This is a genomic window from Neorhizobium sp. BT27B (genome assembly GCF_050455485.1).
Classification (GTDB): domain Bacteria; phylum Pseudomonadota; class Alphaproteobacteria; order Rhizobiales; family Rhizobiaceae; genus Neorhizobium.
The window spans coordinates 92,904-114,270 of the sequence record NZ_JBCIYT010000001.1 but is presented as its reverse complement, the minus strand read 5'-3'; the positions used below and the strand labels follow the sequence as shown (position 1 = coordinate 114,270).

Annotated in this window: 20 protein-coding genes; 15 read left to right on the top strand and 5 right to left on the bottom strand. The window is 60.4% G+C overall.

Annotated elements, in window-relative coordinates; translation table 11 throughout:
- The first annotated feature begins 200 nt into the window (after window positions 1–200).
- The 7 genes from AAIH70_RS00575 (at window position 201) to AAIH70_RS00545 (ending at window position 8,825) form a co-directional block, all read left to right on the top strand.
- Complete coding sequence (locus tag AAIH70_RS00575; protein ID WP_132273441.1) at window positions 201–971, top strand: FadR/GntR family transcriptional regulator; 771 nt, start codon at window positions 201–203, stop codon at window positions 969–971.
- Between the two features lie 147 nt (window positions 972–1,118).
- Complete coding sequence (locus AAIH70_RS00570; RefSeq protein ID WP_245519148.1) at window positions 1,119–2,564, top strand: ABC transporter substrate-binding protein; 1,446 nt, start codon at window positions 1,119–1,121, stop codon at window positions 2,562–2,564.
- A 69-nt stretch (window positions 2,565–2,633) separates the two neighbouring features.
- The gene (locus AAIH70_RS00565; protein ID WP_132273443.1) at window positions 2,634–3,581 is read left to right on the top strand and encodes an ABC transporter permease; all 948 of its coding nucleotides are present in this window, start codon (window positions 2,634–2,636) and stop codon (window positions 3,579–3,581) included.
- The gene (locus AAIH70_RS00560; protein ID WP_132273444.1) at window positions 3,578–4,450 is read left to right on the top strand and encodes an ABC transporter permease; all 873 of its coding nucleotides are present in this window, start codon (window positions 3,578–3,580) and stop codon (window positions 4,448–4,450) included. Before AAIH70_RS00565 ends, AAIH70_RS00560 begins: the two co-directional genes overlap by 4 nt.
- Window positions 4,451–4,469: 19 nt before the next feature.
- Window positions 4,470–6,254, top strand: coding sequence for a gamma-glutamyltransferase family protein (locus AAIH70_RS00555; RefSeq protein ID WP_132273445.1), 1,785 nt, complete (start codon window positions 4,470–4,472; stop codon window positions 6,252–6,254).
- 4 nt (window positions 6,255–6,258) lie between these two features.
- Window positions 6,259–7,017, top strand: a complete 759-nt coding sequence (locus AAIH70_RS00550; RefSeq protein WP_430032736.1) for a DUF1028 domain-containing protein — start codon at window positions 6,259–6,261, stop codon at window positions 7,015–7,017.
- Entirely contained in the window at window positions 7,014–8,825 is a 1,812-nt protein-coding gene (locus AAIH70_RS00545) for an ABC transporter ATP-binding protein (RefSeq protein ID WP_132273447.1), read from the top strand. Before AAIH70_RS00550 ends, AAIH70_RS00545 begins: the two co-directional genes overlap by 4 nt.
- Before the next feature lie 8 nt (window positions 8,826–8,833).
- Here AAIH70_RS00545 and AAIH70_RS00540 read toward each other — a convergent pair whose 3' ends face one another.
- On the bottom strand, window positions 8,834–9,682 hold the full coding sequence (locus AAIH70_RS00540; RefSeq protein WP_132273448.1) for a helix-turn-helix transcriptional regulator: 849 nt from the start codon (window positions 9,680–9,682) through the stop codon (window positions 8,834–8,836).
- Window positions 9,683–9,785: 103 nt separating this feature from the next.
- On the opposite strand from AAIH70_RS00540, the gene AAIH70_RS00535 reads away from it, so the two are divergent.
- Window positions 9,786–10,682 carry an SDR family oxidoreductase gene (locus AAIH70_RS00535; protein ID WP_132273449.1) on the top strand — a complete coding sequence of 299 codons (897 nt, stop codon included), beginning with the start codon at window positions 9,786–9,788 and terminating at the stop codon, window positions 10,680–10,682.
- An 18-nt stretch (window positions 10,683–10,700) separates the two neighbouring features.
- Here the strand turns inward: AAIH70_RS00535 and radC are convergent, their stop codons facing one another.
- Window positions 10,701–11,534, bottom strand: coding sequence for a RadC family protein (radC, locus tag AAIH70_RS00530; protein ID WP_132273450.1), 834 nt, complete (start codon window positions 11,532–11,534; stop codon window positions 10,701–10,703).
- 1 nt (window position 11,535) lies between these two features.
- Entirely contained in the window at window positions 11,536–12,372 is an 837-nt protein-coding gene (map, locus tag AAIH70_RS00525) for a type I methionyl aminopeptidase (RefSeq protein WP_132273451.1), read from the bottom strand.
- Between the two features lie 183 nt (window positions 12,373–12,555).
- Here map and AAIH70_RS00520 point away from each other — a divergent pair, with 183 nt between their 5' ends.
- Both AAIH70_RS00520 and AAIH70_RS00515 read left to right on the top strand, forming a co-directional pair.
- Window positions 12,556–12,804: a type II toxin-antitoxin system Phd/YefM family antitoxin gene (locus AAIH70_RS00520; RefSeq protein WP_132273452.1), complete on the top strand. Its 249-nt coding sequence runs from the start codon at window positions 12,556–12,558 to the stop codon at window positions 12,802–12,804.
- A complete protein-coding gene (locus AAIH70_RS00515; protein WP_132273453.1) occupies window positions 12,794–13,075 on the top strand; it encodes a type II toxin-antitoxin system RelE family toxin in 282 nt (93 codons plus the stop codon). Before AAIH70_RS00520 ends, AAIH70_RS00515 begins: the two co-directional genes overlap by 11 nt.
- Here AAIH70_RS00515 and sfsA read toward each other — a convergent pair.
- Together sfsA and AAIH70_RS00505 are read right to left on the bottom strand one after the other, a co-directional pair.
- The gene (sfsA, locus tag AAIH70_RS00510; protein WP_132273454.1) at window positions 13,072–13,779 is read right to left on the bottom strand and encodes a DNA/RNA nuclease SfsA; all 708 of its coding nucleotides are present in this window, start codon (window positions 13,777–13,779) and stop codon (window positions 13,072–13,074) included. The genes AAIH70_RS00515 and sfsA overlap by 4 nt on opposite strands.
- Before the next feature lie 13 nt (window positions 13,780–13,792).
- The gene (locus tag AAIH70_RS00505) at window positions 13,793–15,655 is read right to left on the bottom strand and encodes a PHA/PHB synthase family protein (protein ID WP_132273455.1); all 1,863 of its coding nucleotides are present in this window, start codon (window positions 15,653–15,655) and stop codon (window positions 13,793–13,795) included.
- Between the two features lie 124 nt (window positions 15,656–15,779).
- On the opposite strand from AAIH70_RS00505, the gene AAIH70_RS00500 reads away from it, so the two are divergent.
- The 5 genes from AAIH70_RS00500 to recJ all read left to right on the top strand — a co-directional run bounded on the left by AAIH70_RS00500 (window position 15,780) and on the right by recJ (window position 21,258).
- Window positions 15,780–16,175 carry a hypothetical protein gene (locus AAIH70_RS00500; protein ID WP_132273456.1) on the top strand — a complete coding sequence of 132 codons (396 nt, stop codon included), beginning with the start codon at window positions 15,780–15,782 and terminating at the stop codon, window positions 16,173–16,175.
- A 99-nt stretch (window positions 16,176–16,274) separates the two neighbouring features.
- Window positions 16,275–17,495 carry an LL-diaminopimelate aminotransferase gene (locus AAIH70_RS00495; protein ID WP_132273457.1) on the top strand — a complete coding sequence of 407 codons (1,221 nt, stop codon included), beginning with the start codon at window positions 16,275–16,277 and terminating at the stop codon, window positions 17,493–17,495.
- 74 nt (window positions 17,496–17,569) lie between these two features.
- Window positions 17,570–18,892 carry a homoserine dehydrogenase gene (locus tag AAIH70_RS00490; RefSeq protein WP_132273458.1) on the top strand — a complete coding sequence of 441 codons (1,323 nt, stop codon included), beginning with the start codon at window positions 17,570–17,572 and terminating at the stop codon, window positions 18,890–18,892.
- A 209-nt stretch (window positions 18,893–19,101) separates the two neighbouring features.
- Complete coding sequence (locus AAIH70_RS00485; protein WP_132273459.1) at window positions 19,102–19,311, top strand: hypothetical protein; 210 nt, start codon at window positions 19,102–19,104, stop codon at window positions 19,309–19,311.
- A gap of 117 nt (window positions 19,312–19,428) precedes the next feature.
- Window positions 19,429–21,258 carry a single-stranded-DNA-specific exonuclease RecJ gene (gene recJ, locus AAIH70_RS00480; RefSeq protein ID WP_245519149.1) on the top strand — a complete coding sequence of 610 codons (1,830 nt, stop codon included), beginning with the start codon at window positions 19,429–19,431 and terminating at the stop codon, window positions 21,256–21,258.
- Window positions 21,259–21,367 lie beyond the last annotated feature (109 nt).

Below are 21,367 nucleotides of genomic sequence, written 5' to 3'. Positions count from 1 at the left end.
GGTCGAGTTCGCAATATGGCGACCAATTGTCGCAATATCTACTCTATTTTTCTGAACGTTTGATTGCGCCCGGCAGAAATTTTACGCACCTGCACATCGTTTGTGCAGCGCAAAAAAATGATGAAAATCTAGCTTGACGCAAACGTTAAAATGTCTTTGTCTGGGACCAATTCAAGATTGGTTCAGTAAATGGTCCGCCGGTGAGCGAAGTATCCCATGACAATTCGGCCTACGCCCTGGAGCGCCTGCGGGCGCTGATCGCCAGTGGTGACCTCGCCGATGACAAGCTGCCGACCGAACGCGCTCTTTCCGAGATGATGGGGGTGGGCCGTCGCTCCGTACGCCGCGCGCTCGAAGTGCTGGAATCGGAAGGCCTGATCTGGCGCCGTCAGGGGGCAGGGACCTTCGTTGGTGAAAAGCCCGATGGCTGGAGCAGCCATGTCGAGGCGCTGGTGGCCGGCACGGACATCATGGAAATCATGGAGGTGCGCCTGCGCATCGAGCCGCAGCTGGCGCAACTGGCGGCGCTTCGGGCAAAACCGGCAGAGATTGAGCGTATGCGGGCGTTGGCGGAAAAAATCGGCCAGAGCACGGATGCCGATTCCAAGGAGCTTTGGGATGGCGCGCTGCATCGGCAGATCGCCCAGAGTGCCGGAAACCAGCTTTTTCTGTCGATCTTCGATGTCATCAACCGCATCCGTCAGGATGCGGCGTGGCAGTCGATCCGCGAGCGTGCCCGTCGCGTCGGGAAGAATCCGCGTGCCTCATATCTGCAGCATCATGCCATCGTCGATGCGATCGCGGAGCGTGACCCGGGCAAGGCGAGCGAAGCGATGCGGCTGCATCTCTTGATGCACCAGGAACGACTTATCCGTGCAACCTCACTCGATGCCGCCGGACTTACGGACAAGGAGATTGCTGCGTTGGAAATCATTGATGACGAGGGAGATCGTCTCAGCGCCGCATCCTGAACCGTCGAAATGCCTGCCGCACCTTTTCGGGCGGCCAAAAAGAACAATGCCGACACAGAGATAAATCAGACCAGAGGAACGAACATGAAGAAATTTTCCGCATTCACCTCGGCACTGCTGGCCAGCGCCTTCCTGGCCGCACCAGTCATGTCTGCCGAATTGCGCATCGGCCTCAATGACGATGCCGACGTTCTCGATCCGGCGCAGTCGCGCACTTTCGTCGGTCGTATCGTCTATACCTCGATGTGCGACAAGCTGGTCGACATCGACCAGAACATGAAGGTCGTGCCGCAGCTGGCTACAGAATGGGCCTGGTCCGAAGAGGGCAAGGTTCTGACGATGAAGATCCGCGAAGGCGTGAAATTCCACGACGGCGAAACCCTGGATGCGGCGGCCGTCGTCTACACGATCGAACGTAACCTGACCCTGCCGGAATCGCGCCGCAAGAGCGAGCTTTCCTCGGTTGCCAAGGTCGAGGCGACTGGCCCGCTGGAAGTGAAGTTCACGCTGAAATCGCCTGACGTTACGCTGCTCGCACAGCTGACCGATCGCGCCGGCATGATCGTCGCTCCCAAGGCCGCCAAGGAACTCGGCGCCAATTTTGGTTCCAAGCCGGTCTGCGCCGGCCCGTTCAAGTTCGTCGAGCGCATCCAGCAGGACCGTATCGTTCTCGAAAAGTTTGCCGACTACTGGGACAAGGACAAGATCAAGGTCGACAAGCTGACCTTCCTGCCGATCCCGGACACAACGGTGAAGCTCGCTAACCTGCGTTCGGGTGATCTGGACATCGCCGAGCGTATCTCGGCCTCCGATGCGCAGTCCGTGAAGGATGATGCGAACCTGACCTATGCAGACGTCATCGGCCCGGGCTACATGGCCATGTACGCCAACGTCAACAATGGCCCACGCGCCGACAACCCGCTCGGCAAGGACAAGCGCCTGCGCCAGGCTTTCTCGCTGGCAATCGACCGCGAAGCAATCGGCCAGATCGTTTTTGAAGGCACGTCGCTGGCAGGTAACCAGCCGTTCCCGTCGACCAGCCCGTGGTTCAACAAGAACCTTCCGGTGCCGGCCCGTGATGTTGAAAAGGCAAAGCAATTGATGAAGGAAGCGGGCTACGAGACGCTCGACATCGAACTGCAGCACGCCAACAACACTACGCAGACGCAGATGATGCAGGTCATCCAGTCGATGGTTGCGGAAGCGGGTTTCAACGTGTCGCTGAAGGCGACCGAATTCGCAACGCTGCTGTCTGAACAGACTGCCGGCAACTATCAGCTCAGCCGTTCCGACTGGTCCGGCCGTATTGATCCTGATGGCAATGTTCACCAGTTCGTCACCTGCAAGGGCGGCATCAACGACGTGAAATATTGCAACCCGGAAGTAGACAAGCTGCTCGACGAAGCCCGCACTTCGCCGGATGAAGCCGTGCGCAAGGAAAAGTATGATGCTGTCAGCGTCATCCTCAACGATGACATGCCGATCATCTATCTCGGCCATCAGCCCTATGCCTATGCCATTTCCAAGAAGGTCGAAGGCTTTGCGCCGTCGCCGGATGGCATGATGCGTCTGCTGGGTGTTTCCAAGAAGTAATCCCGACATACGATCGCCGCGCGGACAACAACGTCCGCGCGGTCTCCCACTATCAAAGAGGGCGATGACATGCCTGTCTATATTGGCAAGCGGCTTCTGGTCGCGATCCCGACGCTGTTGATCATTTCGATCTTCGTGTTTTCGCTGCAGAAACTTCTGCCGGGCGACCCCATTCTCGCCATGGCGGGTGAAGAGCGCGATCCGGCGACACTCGCGTTCCTGCGCGAAAAATATCACCTCAACGATCCCGTGATCATGCAGTATTTCTCATGGCTCGGCAGCATGTTGATGGGTGACTTCGGGATTTCGCTGCGCACCAACCAGCCCGTTCTCGAGCTGATCGGCCAGAAACTGCCGGTCACCATCCAGCTTGCCGTGATGGCGATGATTTTTGCTCTGGTGATCGGTATTCCGACCGGCATCCTGGCAGCCGTCTACAAGAACCGGGCAATCGACTACATCGCCAATATCGTGGCGCTTTCCGGCCTGTCGGTGCCGAATTTCTGGCTCGGTATCATGCTGATCCTGCTGATCTCGGTGCAACTCGGCTGGCTGCCTGCGTCCGGTTACGAATCGATCTTTGTCGATCCGGTGCGCTCGATTAAAACCATGATCATGCCGGCCTTCGTTTTGTCGACGGCCCTTGCCGCACAGCTGATGCGCCACACGCGCTCCGCCATGCTCGGCGTGCTGAGTTCCGACTATATCCGCACCGCCCGTGCAAAAGGTCTTTCGCCCCGCGAGGTCATTCTCAGCCACACGTTCCGCAACGCGCTTCTGCCGATCATCACGCTTTCGGCGCTGCTGTTCGGTGAACTGCTGGCCGGCGCCGTGCTGACCGAGCAGATCTTCACCATTCCCGGCTTCGGCAAGATGACCGTCGATGCCGTCTTTACCCGCGATTACGCCGTCGTACAGGGCATCGTCATGTGTACGGCCATCGGTTTCATCGTCATGAACCTCATCGCCGACGTGCTCTACGTCCTTCTCAATCCGCGTCTGAGGGCAACGCTATGACCGTGATCGAACAGACCGCTCCGATTTTGAAGCCGCGTGAAAAAAGCCGGGCATGGCGTAAGATGAAGGCCAACCGTGGTTCGCTGGTCGGCCTGGGGATCATCGCCTTTTTCGCCATCCTCGCCATCGCGGCACCGATCCTGCCGATCCCCGATCCGATCGCCACCAGCTGGGGGGCGATCCGCAAGGCGCCGTCTGCTGCCCATTGGCTCGGTACCGACGATCTCGGCCGTGACATCCTCTCCCGTATGATCTGGGGTGCACGCGCCTCGCTGATGGCCGGTGTCGTCTCGGTCGCCATCGCCGTTGCCATCGGCGTGCCCTTCGGTCTGCTCTCCGGTTACTTTGGCGGCTGGGTCGATCAGGTCATCCAGCGCGTCACTGAAGCGCTGCTGGCCATGCCGTTCCTGATCACGGCAATCGCGCTTGCAGCCTTCCTCGGCCCGAGCCTCACCAATGCGATGATTGCCATCGGCCTGTCGGCAATGCCGATCTTCGTGCGGCTGACCCGTGGCCAGGTTTTGGCCGTCAAGACGGAAGACTATGTCGAGGGCGCGCGTTCGGTCGGTCTCGGCCATGTCGACATCATGACGCGCTACATCCTGCCCAACGTCTTTGCGCCGATCATCGTGCAGGCCACACTGACGGTGGCGACCGCCATCATTGCCGAAGCCTCTCTCTCCTTCCTCGGTCTTGGTCAGCAGGCACCGGCACCCTCCTGGGGTTCGATGCTCAATGTCGCCAAGAACTTTTTGAGCCAGGCGCCATGGATGGCGATGTGGCCGGGCGCGGCGATCTTCCTCGTCGTAATTGGTTTCAATCTTCTCGGCGACGGTCTGCGCGATGCGCTCGACCCGCGTGAAAGCTAATCTCTCAAGGAATGCAAGCATGAGTGACTTTACGACGAGACCCGAAATCCTCGGCACGTTCGGTGTCGTGACTTCCACACACTGGATCGCCTCCGCTGTGGGCATGGCCATCCTGGAAAAGGGCGGCAACGCCTTTGACGCCGCCGTCGCGACCGGTTTCGTGCTGCAGGTTGTCGAGCCGCATCTCTGCGGCCCCGGCGGCGACATGCCGGCGATCATCTATTCGACGAAGAAGGACAAGGTCGAGGTCATCTGCGCGCAGGGGCCGGCGCCGGCTGGCGCCACAATCGAACACTACACGTCGGAAGGCCTGAAGCTCATCCCCGGCGATGGCCTTCTCTCCACCGTCATTCCCGGCGCCTTCGATGGCTGGATGCTGATGTTGCGCGACTACGGCACGATGTCCGTTCGCGACGTGCTGGAGCCGGCGATCTATTATTGCGAACACGGTCATCCGGTGCTGCCGCGCGTCTCGGCCACCATCAAGGGCCTTGCCGAATTTTTCCAGAAGGAATGGCCGACCTCTTACGAGACATGGCTGCCGGGCGGTTCCGCGCCTGAGCCGCATTCGAACTTCAAGAACCCGGTGCTTGCCGAAACCTGGAAGCGCATCATCCGCGAATCCGAGGCTGCGACCGGCCGCGAGGCGCAGGTTGATGCAGCACGCGACGCTTTCTATCGTGGCTTTGTTGCTGAAGCGATCGAGGATTTTCTGAAGACCGCCGAAGTGATGGATGCCAGCGGCATAAAGCACAAGGGTGTGCTGACCGCCGCCGACATGGCCGACTGGAGCGCCACGATCGAAGCGCCGCAGACCTACGATTATCACGACTGGACCGTGGCCAAGACGCCGAGCTGGGGGCAGGGCCCGGTTCTCCTGCAGTCGCTGGCGCTGCTCTCCAAGATCGACCTGGCATCGATGGATCCGACCGGCCCGGAATTCGTGCATACCGTCGTCGAGGCGATGAAGCTCGCTTATGCCGACCGTGAAGTCTATTACGGCGACCCGGAATTCGCGCAGGTGCCGATCCAGACGCTGCTGTCGGACGCCTATAACGACGAGCGCCGCAAGCTGATCGGCGCAGAAGCGTCTTACGAACTGCGTCCCGGCAAGCTTCCCGGCTTCGAAAACCAGCACGACCTCACCATGTCGATGCTGGCAAGCTATAGCGGCAAGGGCGCCGTCTATGAGCCGACCATGGCGCATCTTTCCGAAAAGCGCGGCGATACCGTGCATATCGACGTCATCGACCGTTGGGGCAACATGGTCTCGACCACGCCGTCCGGCGGCTGGCTGCAGTCCTCGCCGATCGTGCCGGGTCTCGGTTTCGCCCTCAACTCTCGTGCGCAGATGTTCTGGCTGAAGGAAGGCCTGCCGACCTCGCTGGCACCGGGCCGTCGTCCGCGCACCACGCTGACGCCGTCTCTGGCGCTGCATCAGGGCCGCCCGACGCTTGCCTTCGGCACGCCCGGCGGCGACCAGCAGGACCAGTGGCAGCTGCCGTTCTTCCTGCGCTACGTGCACCACGGCAAGAACCTGCAGGCGACGATCGACATGCCGCTGTTCCACACCACCCATTTTCCGGGTTCGTTTTATCCGCGCACCAGCCAGCCGGGCAATATCATGGTGGAAGCCAATGTCGGCGAGGCGGCGCTTGGCGACCTGCGCAAGCGTGGTCACGATGTCACCGTCTCGGATGCCTGGACGGTCGGCCGCCTGACCGCCGCCAAGCGCGAGGCCGATGGCCTGCTGAAGGCAGCGGCGACGCCGCGCCTGATGCAAGCCTACGCGATCGGACGCTAAAACCATGACGTGGTCGATCGTTGCACGCGAAGCTGAGACGGGTCATTTCGGCATTGCCGTTGCCAGCCGGTTCTTTTCGGTTGGTTCGGCCGTGCCGCATATCCGCGGCAGTATCGGCGCGATCGCCACGCAGGCTTTTGTCAGCCCGCTTTACGGTACGGACGGCCTGAAAATGCTGGCGGAGGGTTTGGCACCCGACGCCATCATCAGCGCACTGACGCAGCGTGATGATGGCCATCAACAGCGGCAGATGCATCTGATCGATAGAGACGGCCGCAATGCCGCCTTCACCGGTGAAAAATGCATCGACTGGGCCGGGCATCTAGTCGAGGACGGCGTGTCCGTGGCCGGCAACATGCTGGCCGGGCCGCATGTCATCGAAGAGACGATGCGCGTTTACCGCGAAGGGGCGGGCAAGCCGCTGGCCGAACGCCTGCTCGATGCCATGGATGCCGGCGAACAGGCCGGCGGCGACAAGCGCGGCAAACAGTCGGCAGCGCTCGTTCTTTACCGTGATCAGGATTACCCCTGGCTCGACATTCGCGCCGACGACCATACCGATCCGCTTGCCGAATTGCGGCGGCTGCTGGCCGTTGCGCATGAACGTTTCCTGCATGTCGCTGAGACCATGCCGACACGCAACAATCCTCACGGTCTGACCGACCGGACCGAAATCGACCGCAAGATTGCGGCGCTGGAAGCGGAACGCGTGGCCAAGGGCCTGCCATCCGCCTCCTTCGCAACTCCATGGAAGCCCCTATGACCAACGCTCCCGTTCTGTCCGTCCGCAATCTCTCCACCTCGTTCAAGACCGGCGATGGCTGGAAGACCGTCGTTCGCGACATTTCCTTCGACGTGCATGCCGGTGAAACGGTCGCCATCGTTGGTGAATCCGGCTCGGGCAAATCCGTCACCTCGCTGTCGATCATGCGTCTGCTGGCGCAGGGCTCGAGCAAGATCGAGGGCGAGGTTCTGCTGAACGGCCAGAACATTCTGGCGCTCTCGGAAAAGGAAATGCGCGGCGTGCGCGGCAATGATGTCGCGATGATCTTTCAGGAGCCGATGACCTCGTTGAACCCGATCTTTACGATCGGTCGGCAGATTTCCGAGGTTCTCATCCGCCACAAGGGCATGAACCAGAGCGAGGCGCGCGCCGAGACGGTGCGGCTGCTGGAAAAGGTGCGCATCCCGAACGCTTCGTCGCGTTTCGACGAATATCCGCACCAGTTTTCCGGCGGCATGCGCCAGCGCGTGATGATTGCCATGGCATTGGCCTCCAAGCCAAAACTCCTGATCGCGGACGAGCCGACGACCGCACTCGACGTCACCATTCAGGGGCAAATCCTCGACCTCATCAAGATCCTGCAGGAAGAGGAGGGCATGTCCGTTCTGTTCATCACCCACGATATGGGCGTCGTCGCCGAGATTGCTGACCGCACGATCGTGATGTTTCGTGGCGATCAGGTCGAAGCCGGCGCCACCGAAGACATCTTTCTCCGCGGCCAGCATCCGTATACGCGGGCGCTTTTGTCGGCCGTACCGAAACTCGGATCGATGGAAGGACGCAAGCGCCCGACACGTTTTCCGATCGTCGATGTGAAGACGGGAGAGGCGGCCGAGCCGATCGAATTGTCCGACACGGTCGGCAAGGGCAAGACGCCGCTTCTGGCGGTCAAGAACCTCATTACCCGCTTTCCCGTGCGCTCCGGCCTGTTTTCGCGCCAGACCGGCGCGGTGCATGCGGTGGAAAATGTCTCGTTCGACCTGTTCAAGGGCGAGACATTGTCGCTGGTGGGGGAGAGCGGTTGCGGCAAGTCCACAACCGGTCGTTCGATCATGCGTTTGATCGAGCCCACCAGCGGCGAAGTGTCACTGGACGGTTACGACGTCATGCGGCTGGACCCGGTCGGGCTGCGGCAGTTGCGCAAGAGCGTGCAGATGATCTTCCAGGATCCGTTCTCGTCGCTCAACCCGCGCATGAGCGTCGGCTCGGCGATTTCCGAGCCGTTCATCAAGCACAGGCTCGGCACCGCCAAACAGGCCAAGGAAAAGACCGCCGATCTGCTGGAAAAGGTTGGCCTGTCGCCGGATATGGCGGATCGTTATCCGCACGAATTTTCCGGCGGCCAGCGCCAGCGTATCGCCATTGCCCGCGCGCTCTCGCTCGATCCGAAAGTGATCGTGGCCGATGAAAGCGTGTCGGCGCTCGACGTGTCGATCAAGGCGCAGGTCTGCAATCTGATGCTGGATCTGCAGCAGAGCCTCGACATCGCTTTCCTGTTCATCAGCCACGATATGGCGGTCGTCGAACGTGTGAGCCACCGCGTCGCCGTGATGTATCTGGGCGAAATCGTCGAGATCGGGCCGCGTGCCTCGGTGTTCGAGAACCCGCAGCATCCCTATACAAAGAAGCTGATGGCGGCGGTGCCGGTGCCGGATCCGGCGCGTCGCGGCATTCGCCGTGGCATCACCAATGAAGAACTGAAAAGCCCGGTGCGCGGCATGGATTACCAGCCGCCGGTTCGCGAATATCGCGAAGTGTCGGAAGGCCATATGGTGCAGGTGGGGTAACCGGACGGTCAGTTCTTCCGCCGTTTTTCACTGAGAAAGGCCCTGATGCGCTCCGCGTCAGCGGCCGTTGCCGGCGTAAAGATCATCAGGCCAAGATCCTGCCTGCCATCGACGGCGAAGGATGAATATTCGAGTGACAGGTCGCCGGCTGCGGCATGGCGCATGCGTTTGAGACCTTCGCCGTAGTTCTGCAGATCGTAATCGCTCCAGATCGCTGCAAATTCCGGGCTGGCAGCACTCATCTCCTCGACCATGGCCTGCACCGCCTGCATGCTGCCGGTCCGCATCGCTTCCGCCCGAAAAGCCGCCACGGCGTTGCGGGCAGTTGTCTCCCAGTCGATCGCCCGATTGCGGCTGTCGGGATTGCAAAACACCAGTTTCAGGATGTTGCGCTGCTCGGCAGGCAATGTCGCATAGTCGTAGAGAATGGCGGCAGCGGCATCGTTCCAGGCAACGACATCCCAAAGCGCGGTGCGCACCAGTGCCGGCGAAAATTCCATCGAATCGAGAACGCGCTGCAATTGCGCGGAGACCGGCTCCAATGGCCGTTGCCGCAGCGCCGGCAATCTATGCTGGGCGAGCAGGAACAGATGGTCACGTTCGACGCCGCTCATCGCCAGCGCCTTGGCCAGCCGATCGAGCACATCAGCCGAGGGTGCGCCACCACGACCCTGTTCCAGCCATGTATACCAGGTGGCACTGACATTGGCGCGCTGGGCGACTTCTTCGCGGCGTAGGCCGGGTGTGCGCCGGCGCGAAGCGACAATTCCGAAATCGGCCGGATCGAGTTTCGCTCGGCGATCGCGCAGATAGTCACCAAGCAGATTGTCGTCCTGCACTGTCTCTGTTCCGGGCATGAGCGTCAGCCTGTTAGTTGTGATACCGGTATAAGGTCACGGCTTTTAACACCTGACCCATGGCTCTAGTTGAAGCCGATCAACAGCGAGCATGAGGTTTCATATGCGTGTCTTTGTTACGGGTGCAACGGGTTTTGTCGGTTCGGCCGTCGTGCGGGATCTTCTGGATGCCGGACATGAGGTTCTGGGGCTGGCCCGTTCCGATGCTGGGGCCATACAGCTTGAGGCAGCGGGTGCGCAGGTTCACCGTGGTTCGCTGGATGACCATGCCAGCCTGCGGGCCGGTGCGGCAAAGGCGGATGGTGTCATCCATACCGGCTTCAACCACGATTTTTCCAAATTCAAGGAAAACTGCGAGGCGGATCGGCGGGTGATCACCGCACTGGCGGATGAACTTGCCGGATCGGATCGTCCCCTGCTGGTGACCTCGGGCACCGGGCTTCTGCAGCTTGGCCGGCCATCGACGGAAGACGATTTGCCGAATGCGGACGCCTCCGTCATTCCGCGGGCCGCCTCCGACGAAGCGACGGCGGCCGCCGCCGAACGTGGCGTCCGCGCCGCCATCGTCCGCCTGCCGCCATCGGTGCACGGGGTCGGCGACCATGGTTTCGTGCCCCTGCTGATCAATCTGGCGCGCGAAAAAGGCGTTGCCGCCTATATCGGCGAAGGTCAGAACCGTTGGCCGGCCGTGCACCGCATCGATGCCGCGCGCGTTTATCGGCTGGCGCTGGAGCATGGTGCAACGGAACCGCGCTATCATGCATCGGCGGAGGAAGGCATTCCGTTCCGCCAGATTGCCGAGATCATCGGCAGGCGCCTGAACCTGCCGGTCGTCTCAAGATCGGGTGACGAGGCCGCGAGCCATTTCGGCTGGTTCACGCATTTTGCAGGCATGGATTCTCCGACATCGAGTGCAAAGACCGCAGCCTGGCTTGGATGGAAACCGACCCAGCCGGGCCTGCTCGTCGATCTCGATCAGGATGCCTATTTCACCGGCTGACGATATGCGGGCGGACGGTCAGATCAGCCTCAAACCCTTGAGGCTGGCATGGCCGTCCTTGCCGATGATGATGTGGTCATGCACCGCAATGCCGAGCGGTTTTGCGGTGTCGATGATCGTTTTGGTCATGTCGATATCGGCGCGGGACGGTGTCGGATCGCCACTCGGATGGTTGTGGACAAGGATCATGGCGGTAGCGGAGAGTTCCAGTGCGCGCCGCACCACTTCGCGCGGATAGACCGGCGTGTGATCGACCGTGCCCTTGCCCTGGATTTCATCGGCGATCAGGGTATTGCGCTTGTCGAGGAAGAGGATGCGAAACTGCTCGCGGCTTTCGAAGGCCATGGCGGCATGACAGTAGTCGATCACCGACGACCATGAGGACAGTACCTGCTTCTCACGCAGCTCGCTTTTCAGCATGCGCTGGCCGGCTGTGGCGACCAGTTTCAGGTCCAGCGCCACATTCTCGCCGATGCCCTTTATCTCCTGCAGCAGTCCAAGCGGTGCTCCCAGCACACCGGCAAGCGTGCCGAACCGCGCGATCAGGATTTTGGCGAGCGGTTTTGTATCGCGTCTCGGGATAGAGCGGAAAAGCAGCAGTTCGAGGATTTCATAATCGGCAAGCGACGTGTCGCCATGGTCGCGGTATTTTTCGCGCAGCCGTTCCCGGTGTCCGAGATAATGGGCGGGCGGCTCCGTCACGCCGCTCGCCTCGATGGCTTTCTTGATGTTGTCGCGCTTGCCCGGTTGCTCGGAAAAGAAGCCGCGTTCGTCGACAAAACCTCCGTCCGCCTCCGCCTTGTCTGCGGAATTTTCACCGTCAGGATAAGGGAAGGCGGGAGGTTTAGCCATATCAGCCCTTTATTGGTGGCAGGCCGGGGCGATCGAGGCCGCCCGGCGACAGCGTGAAGATTTCGCAGCCGGTGGCGGTGACGCCGACGGCGTGTTCGTATTGTGCCGACAGAGAGCGGTCGCGGGTGACGGCGGTCCAGCCATCGGCCAGAACCTTTACATGCGGCTTGCCGAGATTGATCATCGGCTCGATGGTGAAGATCATGCCCTCGCGCATTTCCGGGCCTTCGTCGGCGCGGCCGTAATGCAGGATGTTCGGCGTATCGTGAAAGATCTTGCCGACACCATGGCCGCAGAAATCACGCACGACGGAGCAGCGCTGCGCTTCGGCATAGGTCTGGATGGCTTCACCGATGGCGCCGATACGGGCGCCGGGGCGTACGGCGGCAATACCGCGCATCAAACATTCATGGGTGACTTCCAGCAGCCGCTCGGAGGCGCGCTTGATCTGGCCGACCGGATACATGCGGCTCGAATCGCCGTACCAGCCATCGAGAATATAGGTGACGTCGATGTTGACTATATCGCCCTCGCGCAACGGCTTGTCATCCGGCATGCCGTGACAGACGACATGGTTGAGCGACGTGCAGACGGAATATTTGTAGCCGCGATAACCGAGCGTGGCCGGCAGCGCGCCGTTATCCATGCCGAATTCGAAGACGAAACGGTCGAGCGCACTGGTTGTAACGCCGGGTTTGACCAGCGACGCCAGTTCATCGAGGCAGCGCGCGGTCAGTTGCGACGCCTTGCGCATGCCAGCGAAATCCTCGGCTGAATAAAGCCGGATCGCGCCGTTGTTCTTCAAGGGTGCGGAATCCGCGTCGATGTAACTTACCATTGCCGTGCCTTCATACCATTTCCACCCGTTCATAAAGGAGGTGGGCGGGGTTCGTCCATTACCTTGATTTTGGGGGATGCGGATTTGTAGTGGCAATCTGATGGCCGCATCGCCGGACAGGACTTTCATCCCGCTTGTTCGAGTGCTATTTAAGGTGCTCTTAAATGTGCGGAGAATAGAGCGATGGTCAGTATTGTCCTTGCCGAGGTCACGGCCAGTGTTTCGGAACTGAAGCGCAATCCGATGGGAACCGTTGCCGCTGGCGATGGCGCCCCCGTTGCCATCCTCAATCGCAATGAGCCGGCATTCTATTGCATTCCGGCCAAGGCTTATGAGGTGATGATGGACCGTCTTGAAGACCTGGAATTGAATGCGATTGCCGACGAAAGGGCGGGCGAGCCGGTGATCAAGGTCAGTCTGGATGAGCTATGAACTGGCCTTTCTCGATCCAGCCTTGAAGGAATGGCGAAAGCTCGACGCCAATATCCGTGAGCAATTCAGGAAGAAGCTGGCCGAGCGATTGGAAAATCCGCGCGTGCCATCAGCAAGGCTGCATGGAGCGCGGGATCGGTACAAGATCAAGCTGAGGACGGCGGGATACCGGCTGGTTTATGAAGTGCGGGATGCGCAACTGGTTGTGCTGGTGGTGGCGGTTGGCCGACGCGACAAAAACGCTGCCTATCGCGCCGCGGCCGATCGTTAGGCCAAATCTTCCACTTCGATGAGTCTCGTTGCGGTAATCGCTTGCGGTGAAACCTCGCAGGCCAGCGCATAGGCCTCAACGCCTCGCGCCGCCGCACGCTTGAAAGCGGCGGCATAAACCGGGTCGAGATCGCCACAGATGCGCAAGGCATCGCAATCGTTGCGCTGGATCACGTAGAGCATCACAGCGCGGTGGCCGGCTTGCGCCATGTCGCCGAGCTCGTCCAGATGGCGGGCGCCGCGTATGGTGGCCGTGTCTGGAAATTCGGCAAGACCTTGTGTGCGCATGAAATGCACGTTCTTGACCTCGACATAACAATCCGGCCGCCCTTCGCCCGACAGCAGAAAATCGATGCGCGATTTCAGCCCGTATTTCTGTTCGCGCTTCAGCAGATCGTAACCGGCAAGGGTGGGCACGATGCCGGCAAGGATGGCTTCTTCCGCGAGCTTGTTGGGCAGGCCGGTATTGATGCCGACTGTGGTGCCGTCTGCTTCGATCATCTCGAACATGTGACGATATTTGCGGGTGGGGCTGTCGTGCTCTGACAACCAGATGCGTGAGCCGGGTGTCGTCAGGCCGCGCATCGAGCCGGTATTGGGGCAGGAGCCGGTGATTGTGCGGCCGTCTTCCAGCACGGCGTCGAACAGGAAACGTTTGTAGCGGCTGATCAGCGTGGCCGGCACGAGGGGTGAGGAAAAATGCATTTTTTGAAAGGGCTTAGCTTCGCACGAGAACGTAAGTGCCGGGCGCATCGCCCAGCGGCTTCAGCTTGTCGCCGCCCGGTTGGCGTGCCGGCACGTGGGCGTCGTCCTGCGCGGTAATCCAGGCGTGCCAGTGTGGCCACCATGATCCGTCTTCGGGATAGGCGGCGGAAAGCCAGTCGTCGAACGTGCCGGACAGCGGCGCGCCGGACCAGTATTGATATTTCTGGCGCTCGGGCGGGTTGACCACGCCGGCGATGTGGCCGGAAGCCGCCAGCACGAATTCGGTCGGGCCGCCGAACAATGCGCTGCCCTTGAAAACGGATTTTGCCGGCGCGATGTGATCCTCGCGGGTGGCGAGGCTGTAGACCGGAATCTTGATGTCGGACAGCGCGATCGTCTTGCCCGCCACTTCCATCCGCCCCTGGCTCAGCGCGTTTTCGAGATAGCAGCTGCGCAGGTAATAGGCGTGGTTGGCCGGTGTCATGCGGGTCGAATCGGCATTCCAGTGCAACAGGTCGAAGGGCAGGGGATCGCGACCCTTGAGATAGTTGCTGACGACGTAAGGCCAGATCAGTTCGGAGGCGCGCAGCATGTTGAAGGCCGTCGCCATTTTCGAACCGGCGAGGTAACCGACATCGGCCATGTGTTTTTCAAGAATGGCCAGCTGTTCCTCGTCGACAAACACTTTCAGATCGCCGGCATGAGTGAAATCCACCTGCGCGGCCAGAAACGTGGCGGAAACGATACGCGGCTGACGCGACCTTGGTTTGTTGCTGGACTGGGCATGCAAGGCCAGCGCCGTGGCCAGCAATGTGCCGCCGACGCAATAACCGATGGCATTGATATCGCGTTCGCCGGTGGCGCTGTTGATCGTCTTCAGCGCAAAATCGATACCGTCTTCTATGTAGCTTTCCCAGCCCATCTTTGCATGCTGCGCATCCGGGTTGACCCAGGAAACGACAAAGACGGTGTGGCCCTGCTCGACGCACCAGCGGATAAAGCTTTTCTGCGGCGTCAGGTCGAGAATGTAGAACTTGTTGATCCAGGGCGGCACGATCAGCAATGGCCGCTTGAATACTTTTTCCGTGGTCGGCGCATATTGGAGTATTTCGCAGATCTCGCTGCGTGCCACGACCTTGCCAGGCGTGATCGCCAGATCCTTGCCGATGACATAGCGGCTTTCATCCGTTTGTCGCAGCTTCAGTTCGCCACCGCCGGCGGCGATGTCCTCGGCCAGCCTGCGCATACCCTGCACGAGGTTGATGCCGCTCGAGGCGACCGTTTCGCGAAACACTTCGGGGTTGGTGAGTGCGAAATTGGCGGGCGAAAGCGCTGCCGTTACCTGACGCAGATAGAAATCGGCCTTGTGGCGGGTGTGTTCGTCGAGATCCTGCGCCTGCTTCACCAGCTGTTCGGCCCACGCGGCGGTGACGACATAGGCCTGCCGCAAAACCGCGAAGAACGGATTTTTCGACCAGTCCTCGTCAGCGAATCGTTTGTCTTTGGGCAGGTCGGGTTCCGGCGGAACAGGCTCACCGGAAAAACGGGCGACGGAGCGCGACCATATGCTCATGTAGCTGGAAAGAAGCAGGGTCTGCGCTTCCAGCGTCCGCTGCGGTTCCGCCATCCAGTATTCGGCCACTTTCGACAGCGTTTTGACGAGATCGGTCAGCGGATCGAGCGTATCCACAAGCTCGCCACGTTCGCGCGGCCCCAGCCATTCCGTCGCGGCCTTGCCGAAATTTTCGGCGGCGCGGGCGAGGTTCATGGCGAGAGCATGCGGATCCTTGACCAGATAGTCTTCCACGGACGCGGGATCAAAGCCGGGGAAAGCCTGGCTTTTTTCACTGCCGGTCTGGTCTTTTTTTGCGCTCACGCTGGCCGTCCGGTCTGTGTTGAATTAAAGTCCGTTTTCGTTTGTACATGGTGCTCGAAAGCGAATACAAGTCCGGCGATTGGCGTTCGCCAACGGACGTTTCGATAAAAGGTGGACGCAGGGAATGGAAAAAATGAGGCACGGGTTCGGCAGACTGTCTTTTGTGGCTGTCCTGATTGCCATTCCGGCAGGCTTGTCCGGCTGCTTTGCGCTGGATGACGGCATTCCCAACACGGCACCGCAGGCCACCGTGGTTTCATCGAGCAACGTTCCGGCGCCAGGGCCGGTGCTCCGCAAGCAGACCAATACCTATCCGACTTTTGGCGGTCAGTTGACGGCTGCCAACACCCAGATCGACGATGCCGATTATACCACGCAGGAATCGCAGATGTCGCGACTGGCGAAGGCGCGCAGCAGTGGTGCGATCTCGGAGCGGGAGTACCAGAAACGCGTTGCCGAACTGCAGGCCGTCGCAACCGGTCACGTAACCGACGCTGACGCGAAAATCTCGGGCAACTAGGCTTGCGTTTGCGCCAATTTGGTCGCAAAGCACGCCTCCAGCCTGATGTGAGCCGCATTGGTTGCGGTTCAAGGCTTTTATCCTTCCAAGGGGAGAGACATGGAAGAGTTTCATAAGGTCCGGCGCCTTCCGCCCTACGTCTTCGAACAGGTCAACCGTTTGAAGGCCAGCGCACGAGCGGGTGGCGCGGACATTATCGATCTCGGCATGGGCAATCCCGACCTTCCGACGCCAAAGGCGATCGTCGACAAGCTGTGCGAAGTGGTTCAGGACCCGCGCACGCACCGTTATTCGTCGTCCAAGGGCATTCCGGGTCTGCGTCGTGCCCAGGCCGCCTATTACGCACGCCGTTTCGGCGTGAAGCTCAATCCTGATACGCAGGTTGTGGCTACGCTCGGCTCGAAGGAAGGCTTTGCCAACATGGCGCAGGCCATCACGGCGCCCGGCGATGTCATCCTTTGCCCGAACCCGACCTATCCGATCCACGCATTCGGCTTTCTGATGGCCGGTGGCGTGATCCGCTCGATGTCGGTCGAGCCGGATGAAAGCTTCTTTCCGCCGCTGGAGCGTGCGGTCAAGCATTCGATCCCGAAGCCGCTGGCCCTGATCATCAATTATCCGTCCAACCCGACGGCGCATGTCGCCTCGCTGGATTTCTACAAGGACGTGATCGCGTTCGCGAAGAAGCATGAGCTGATCGTGCTGTCGGACCTTGCCTATTCGGAAATCTATTTCGACGAGAACGCTCCGCCGCCGTCGGTGCTGGAAGTTCCGGGTGCTATCGATGTCGCCGTCGAGTTTACCTCGATGTCGAAGACGTTTTCGATGCCCGGATGGCGCATGGGCTTTGCCGTCGGCAATGATCGCCTGATCGCCGCGCTGACGCGTGTGAAATCATACCTCGATTACGGTGCGTTCACGCCGATCCAGGTCGCGGCAACGCATGCGCTCAACGGAGACGGGACCGACATTGCCGAAGTTCGCAATGTCTACAAGCGTCGTCGCGATGTGATGGTCGATACTTTTGGCAAGGCCGGTTTCGAAGTGCCGCCGCCGGCAGCGACCATGTTTGCCTGGGCAAAGATCCCGGAAAAATTCCGCCATCTCGGTTCGCTTGAATTCTCCAAGCTGCTGGTCGAGAAGGCCGATGTGGCCGTGGCGCCGGGCATTGGTTTCGGCGAGCAGGGCGACGATTACGTTCGCCTCGCACTCGTTGAAAACGAGCACCGTATCCGTCAGGCTGCCCGCAATATCAAGAAGTTCATGTCGACCGCCGACGAGACCATGCACAATGTGATCTCGCTCAACGCGCATCGCTGAGTAGACTTCTCTTCCGTGGCCGGATGATAGTTCCGGCCACCCCGCCTTTCTAAAACAAAATCAGGAAAAGACAGATGGCTGACGCCCTCAAAATCGGCATTGCGGGTCTTGGCACCGTGGGTTCGTCCCTGGTGCGCATTCTTGGCGAACGTGCAAACGAGCTCGCCAGGACATGTGGACGCCCGATTACGATTACGGCGGTCAGCGCACGCGACAAGAGCCGTGACCGCGGTGTCGATCTGTCTGCCATCCAGTGGTTCGATTCGGCTGTCGACATGGCCAATTCCGCTGATATCGACGTGTTCGTCGAGCTGATGGGCGGTGCCGAGGGCGCCGCTGACCAGTCAGTCCGTGCCGCACTCTCGCGTGGCCTGCATGTGGTGACCGCCAACAAGGCGCTTCTCGCCCGTTGCGGCGTCGAGCTTGCCGTGATGGCCGAAGACAAGGGCGCGTTGCTGAACTACGAAGCCGCCGTTGCCGGTGGTATTCCGGTCATCAAGGCGCTGCGTGAATCACTGACCGGCAACACTGTGTCGCGCGTCTACGGCATCATGAACGGCACCTGCAACTACATCCTGACCCGGATGGAGAAGGAAGGTCTTTCGTTCGAAGCCTGCCTCAAGGAAGCCCAGCGCCTCGGTTATGCAGAAGCCGATCCGACCTTCGATATCGAAGGCAACGACACGGCGCACAAGCTTGCCATCCTGACGACGCTTGCCTTCGGTACGCAGATCGCGGCTGACGAGATTTACCTCGAGGGCATTTCCAACATCTCGATCGAAGACATTCAGGCGGCGGCCGATCTCGGTTATCGCATCAAGCTGCTTGGTGTAGCCCTTCGTACCGATACCGGTATCGAGCAGCGCGTACATCCCACCATGGTGCCGCATGACAGCGTCATCGCTCAGGTGGATGGCGTCACCAATGCGGTGGCGATCGAATCCGACATTCTCGGCGAATTGCTGATGGTCGGCCCCGGCGCCGGTGGCAACGCCACGGCCTCGGCCGTTCTCGGTGACATTGCCGATATCGCCAAGAGCCGTCCGGGTGCCCAGCGTGTGCCGGTTCTCGGCAATCCGGCGGCGTCGCTTGCACCTTACACCCGCGCGCAGATGCAGAGCCATGAGGGCGGTTATTTCATCCGCCTGACCGTGCTCGACCGTGCCGGTGTTTTCGCCGATGTGGCAACGCGCATGGCAGATAACGGCATTTCGCTGGAATCGATCGTTCAGCGTGCCAAGGGTTCGGAAGCGGATTCCGGGTCGAAGACGATCATCCTCGTCACCCATGCGACAACGGAACAATCCATCCGCAAGGCGGTTGATGCTATCAAGTCCGGTACATATCTAGCCGGAGAACCGCAGGTAATCCGCATCGAGCGACCCAAAGCATTCTGATATATACTGATCCGATCACGGATAGTTTACTCTTAAAGAATGTCTGGATCTAAAGTATGAGATGCCGCCGCTGGCGGCATTTTTGCTGAGGACCTGAAATGCATTAAGTTTATTTTTGGTAATATTTTACCCGTGAAACCCTTGGGCTGGTTTTGTATTTGGGTCTGGTGTATAGAATTGAAAAAATTAAGTATGGGAGGCTCTCTGAAATGTCATTGGGTGTGGCGGAAGACCTGTCACGTTTGATCGTCGGCGCTGCAGCAGACAGGATTGCTGATATTCGACTGCTCGATGGCTGGAAGGGAAGCGAAAGTGACGACGATTTCCAGGGGACGCGCAATTGGGCGGCTCTTCTGGTTCTGTTGTCCGTGCCGGCATTTTTCGCGATGGTGATCGCGTTCCTTGTCTGGTTATTCTGACCCCTGTCGAATCTCACTGATTGCAGTTTTGGGCTCATCGGCGACGGTGTGCAGCATCGTCGTGTTCTGTTCGCGAAAATATTGTGGCTTGGCATAGGAATAGGCTAGATGGCTCTCATGAGCCCAAGCCCCATCATGCCGACCGCCTCCGAACCCGCTGATCCAATCGCGCGCGCCTTTTTAGGCGTAGAGAAATCCGCAAGCGACCAGCGCTGGATGGCGCGCCTCGATCAGGCCGGCCTCAACCGTGCTCTGGCGATGTCGCAGATCCACGGCATACCGGAACTCGTCTGCCGCGTGCTGGCCGGACGTGGTGTCGGTGTCGATGACGCGCCAGCCTTTCTCGATCCGACAATCCGCTCCCTGATGCCGGATCCCTTTACGTTGACCGACTGCGAGAAGGCGGCGGCACGTCTCGCCGATGCCGTCATGCGCGGCGAACGGGTCGCCATCTTCGGTGACTATGACGTCGACGGCGCATCATCCTCGGCGTTGATGTCGCGCTTTCTGCACCATTTTGGTCTGTCGAGCGAAATCTACATCCCCGACCGCATCTTTGAAGGGTATGGTCCCAACCCGGCGGCGATCCGCCAGCTGATCGCCAATGGCGCGCAATTGATCGTGACGGTCGACTGCGGCTCCACAAGCCACGAATCGCTTGGCGTGGCGCGCGATGAAAAATGTGATGTCGTGGTGATCGATCACCACCAGCTCGGCGAGGATCTGCCGCCATGTCTGGCGCTGGTCAATCCTAACCGCGAGGACGATCTGTCGGGGCAGGGGCATCTGTGTGCCGCCGGCGTGGTGTTCCTCGTGCTCGTGGCGACGGCGCGGATCTTGCGCGAGCGAAAACATCCGCAGGCGGGCTCGCTCGATCTGCTGGCCTGGCTCGATATCGTGGCGCTGGCGACCGTCTGCGATGTCGTGCCACTCAAGGGGCTGAACCGTGCCTATGTGGTCAAGGGGCTGCTGGCGGCGCGGCATATGGGCAATGCGGGCCTGGCGGCACTCTTCCGCAAGGCGGGGCTTGCCGGCCCCGTCACGCCGTATCATCTCGGCTTCCTGATTGGGCCGCGTATTAATGCCGGTGGACGTATCGGTGATGCGGCGCTGGGAAGCCGTCTGCTGACGCTGGACGATGGCCCGGCTGCCGATGTCATTGCCGAGCGTCTGGACGACCTCAACCGCGAACGACAGGCCATGGAAGCCGCCATGCTGGCCGAGGCCGAAGGCGAGGTGCTGGCCGAATACGGCAATGGCGACAACGCCTCCGTCATCGTCACCGCCAACCAGAACTGGCATGCCGGCATTGTCGGGTTGATCGCTGCCCGCATCAAGGAAAAATTCAAGCGGCCGACCTTCGCCATCGCCTTCGATCCGTCTGGTCGCGGAACCGGCTCTGGCCGCTCCATTCCCGGCTTCGATATGGGCAGGATGGTGCGGGCAGCCGTTGATGAAGGCCTGCTCGCCAAGGGTGGTGGCCACGCCATGGCGGCCGGCCTGACTGTCGACCGCGCCAATCTCGGCAAGCTGCGGGCATTCTTCGAGGCGCGGGCTGAAAAGGATGTGCCGGCGCTGGTGGCTAACCATGTGCTGAAGATCGACGGCGCGCTGTCGGCCTCCGGCGCGACGCTGGAGCTGATCGACCGCATGGAGCAGGCAGGGCCTTATGGTTCGGGTCACTCGCAGCCGGTGTTTGCGCTGCCGTCGCACCGAATCGTCGATTCGCGCACGGTCGGGACGTCGCATGTGAAGGTGGTTCTGGAGGCTGTCGATGGCAGTCGAATCGATGCCATCAGTTTCCGCTCTGCCGACACGCCGCTCGGGCAGATGCTGCTCAACGGGCGTGGCAGCCAGGTGCATGTGGCCGGCAACCTGAGCGCCGATCACTGGCAGTCCAGCCGCCGCGTGCAGCTGCGCATTCTGGATGCCGCAAGATCGCTCTGAGAAGGGCGATCTTTTTGCAGGAATGCTGCAACAGGACCAGCGGTTGGTCTGTCTGTTTTGCTGATGATTTTCAGGAGGGGAGTGGCACGCCCTAGGGGAGTCGAACCCC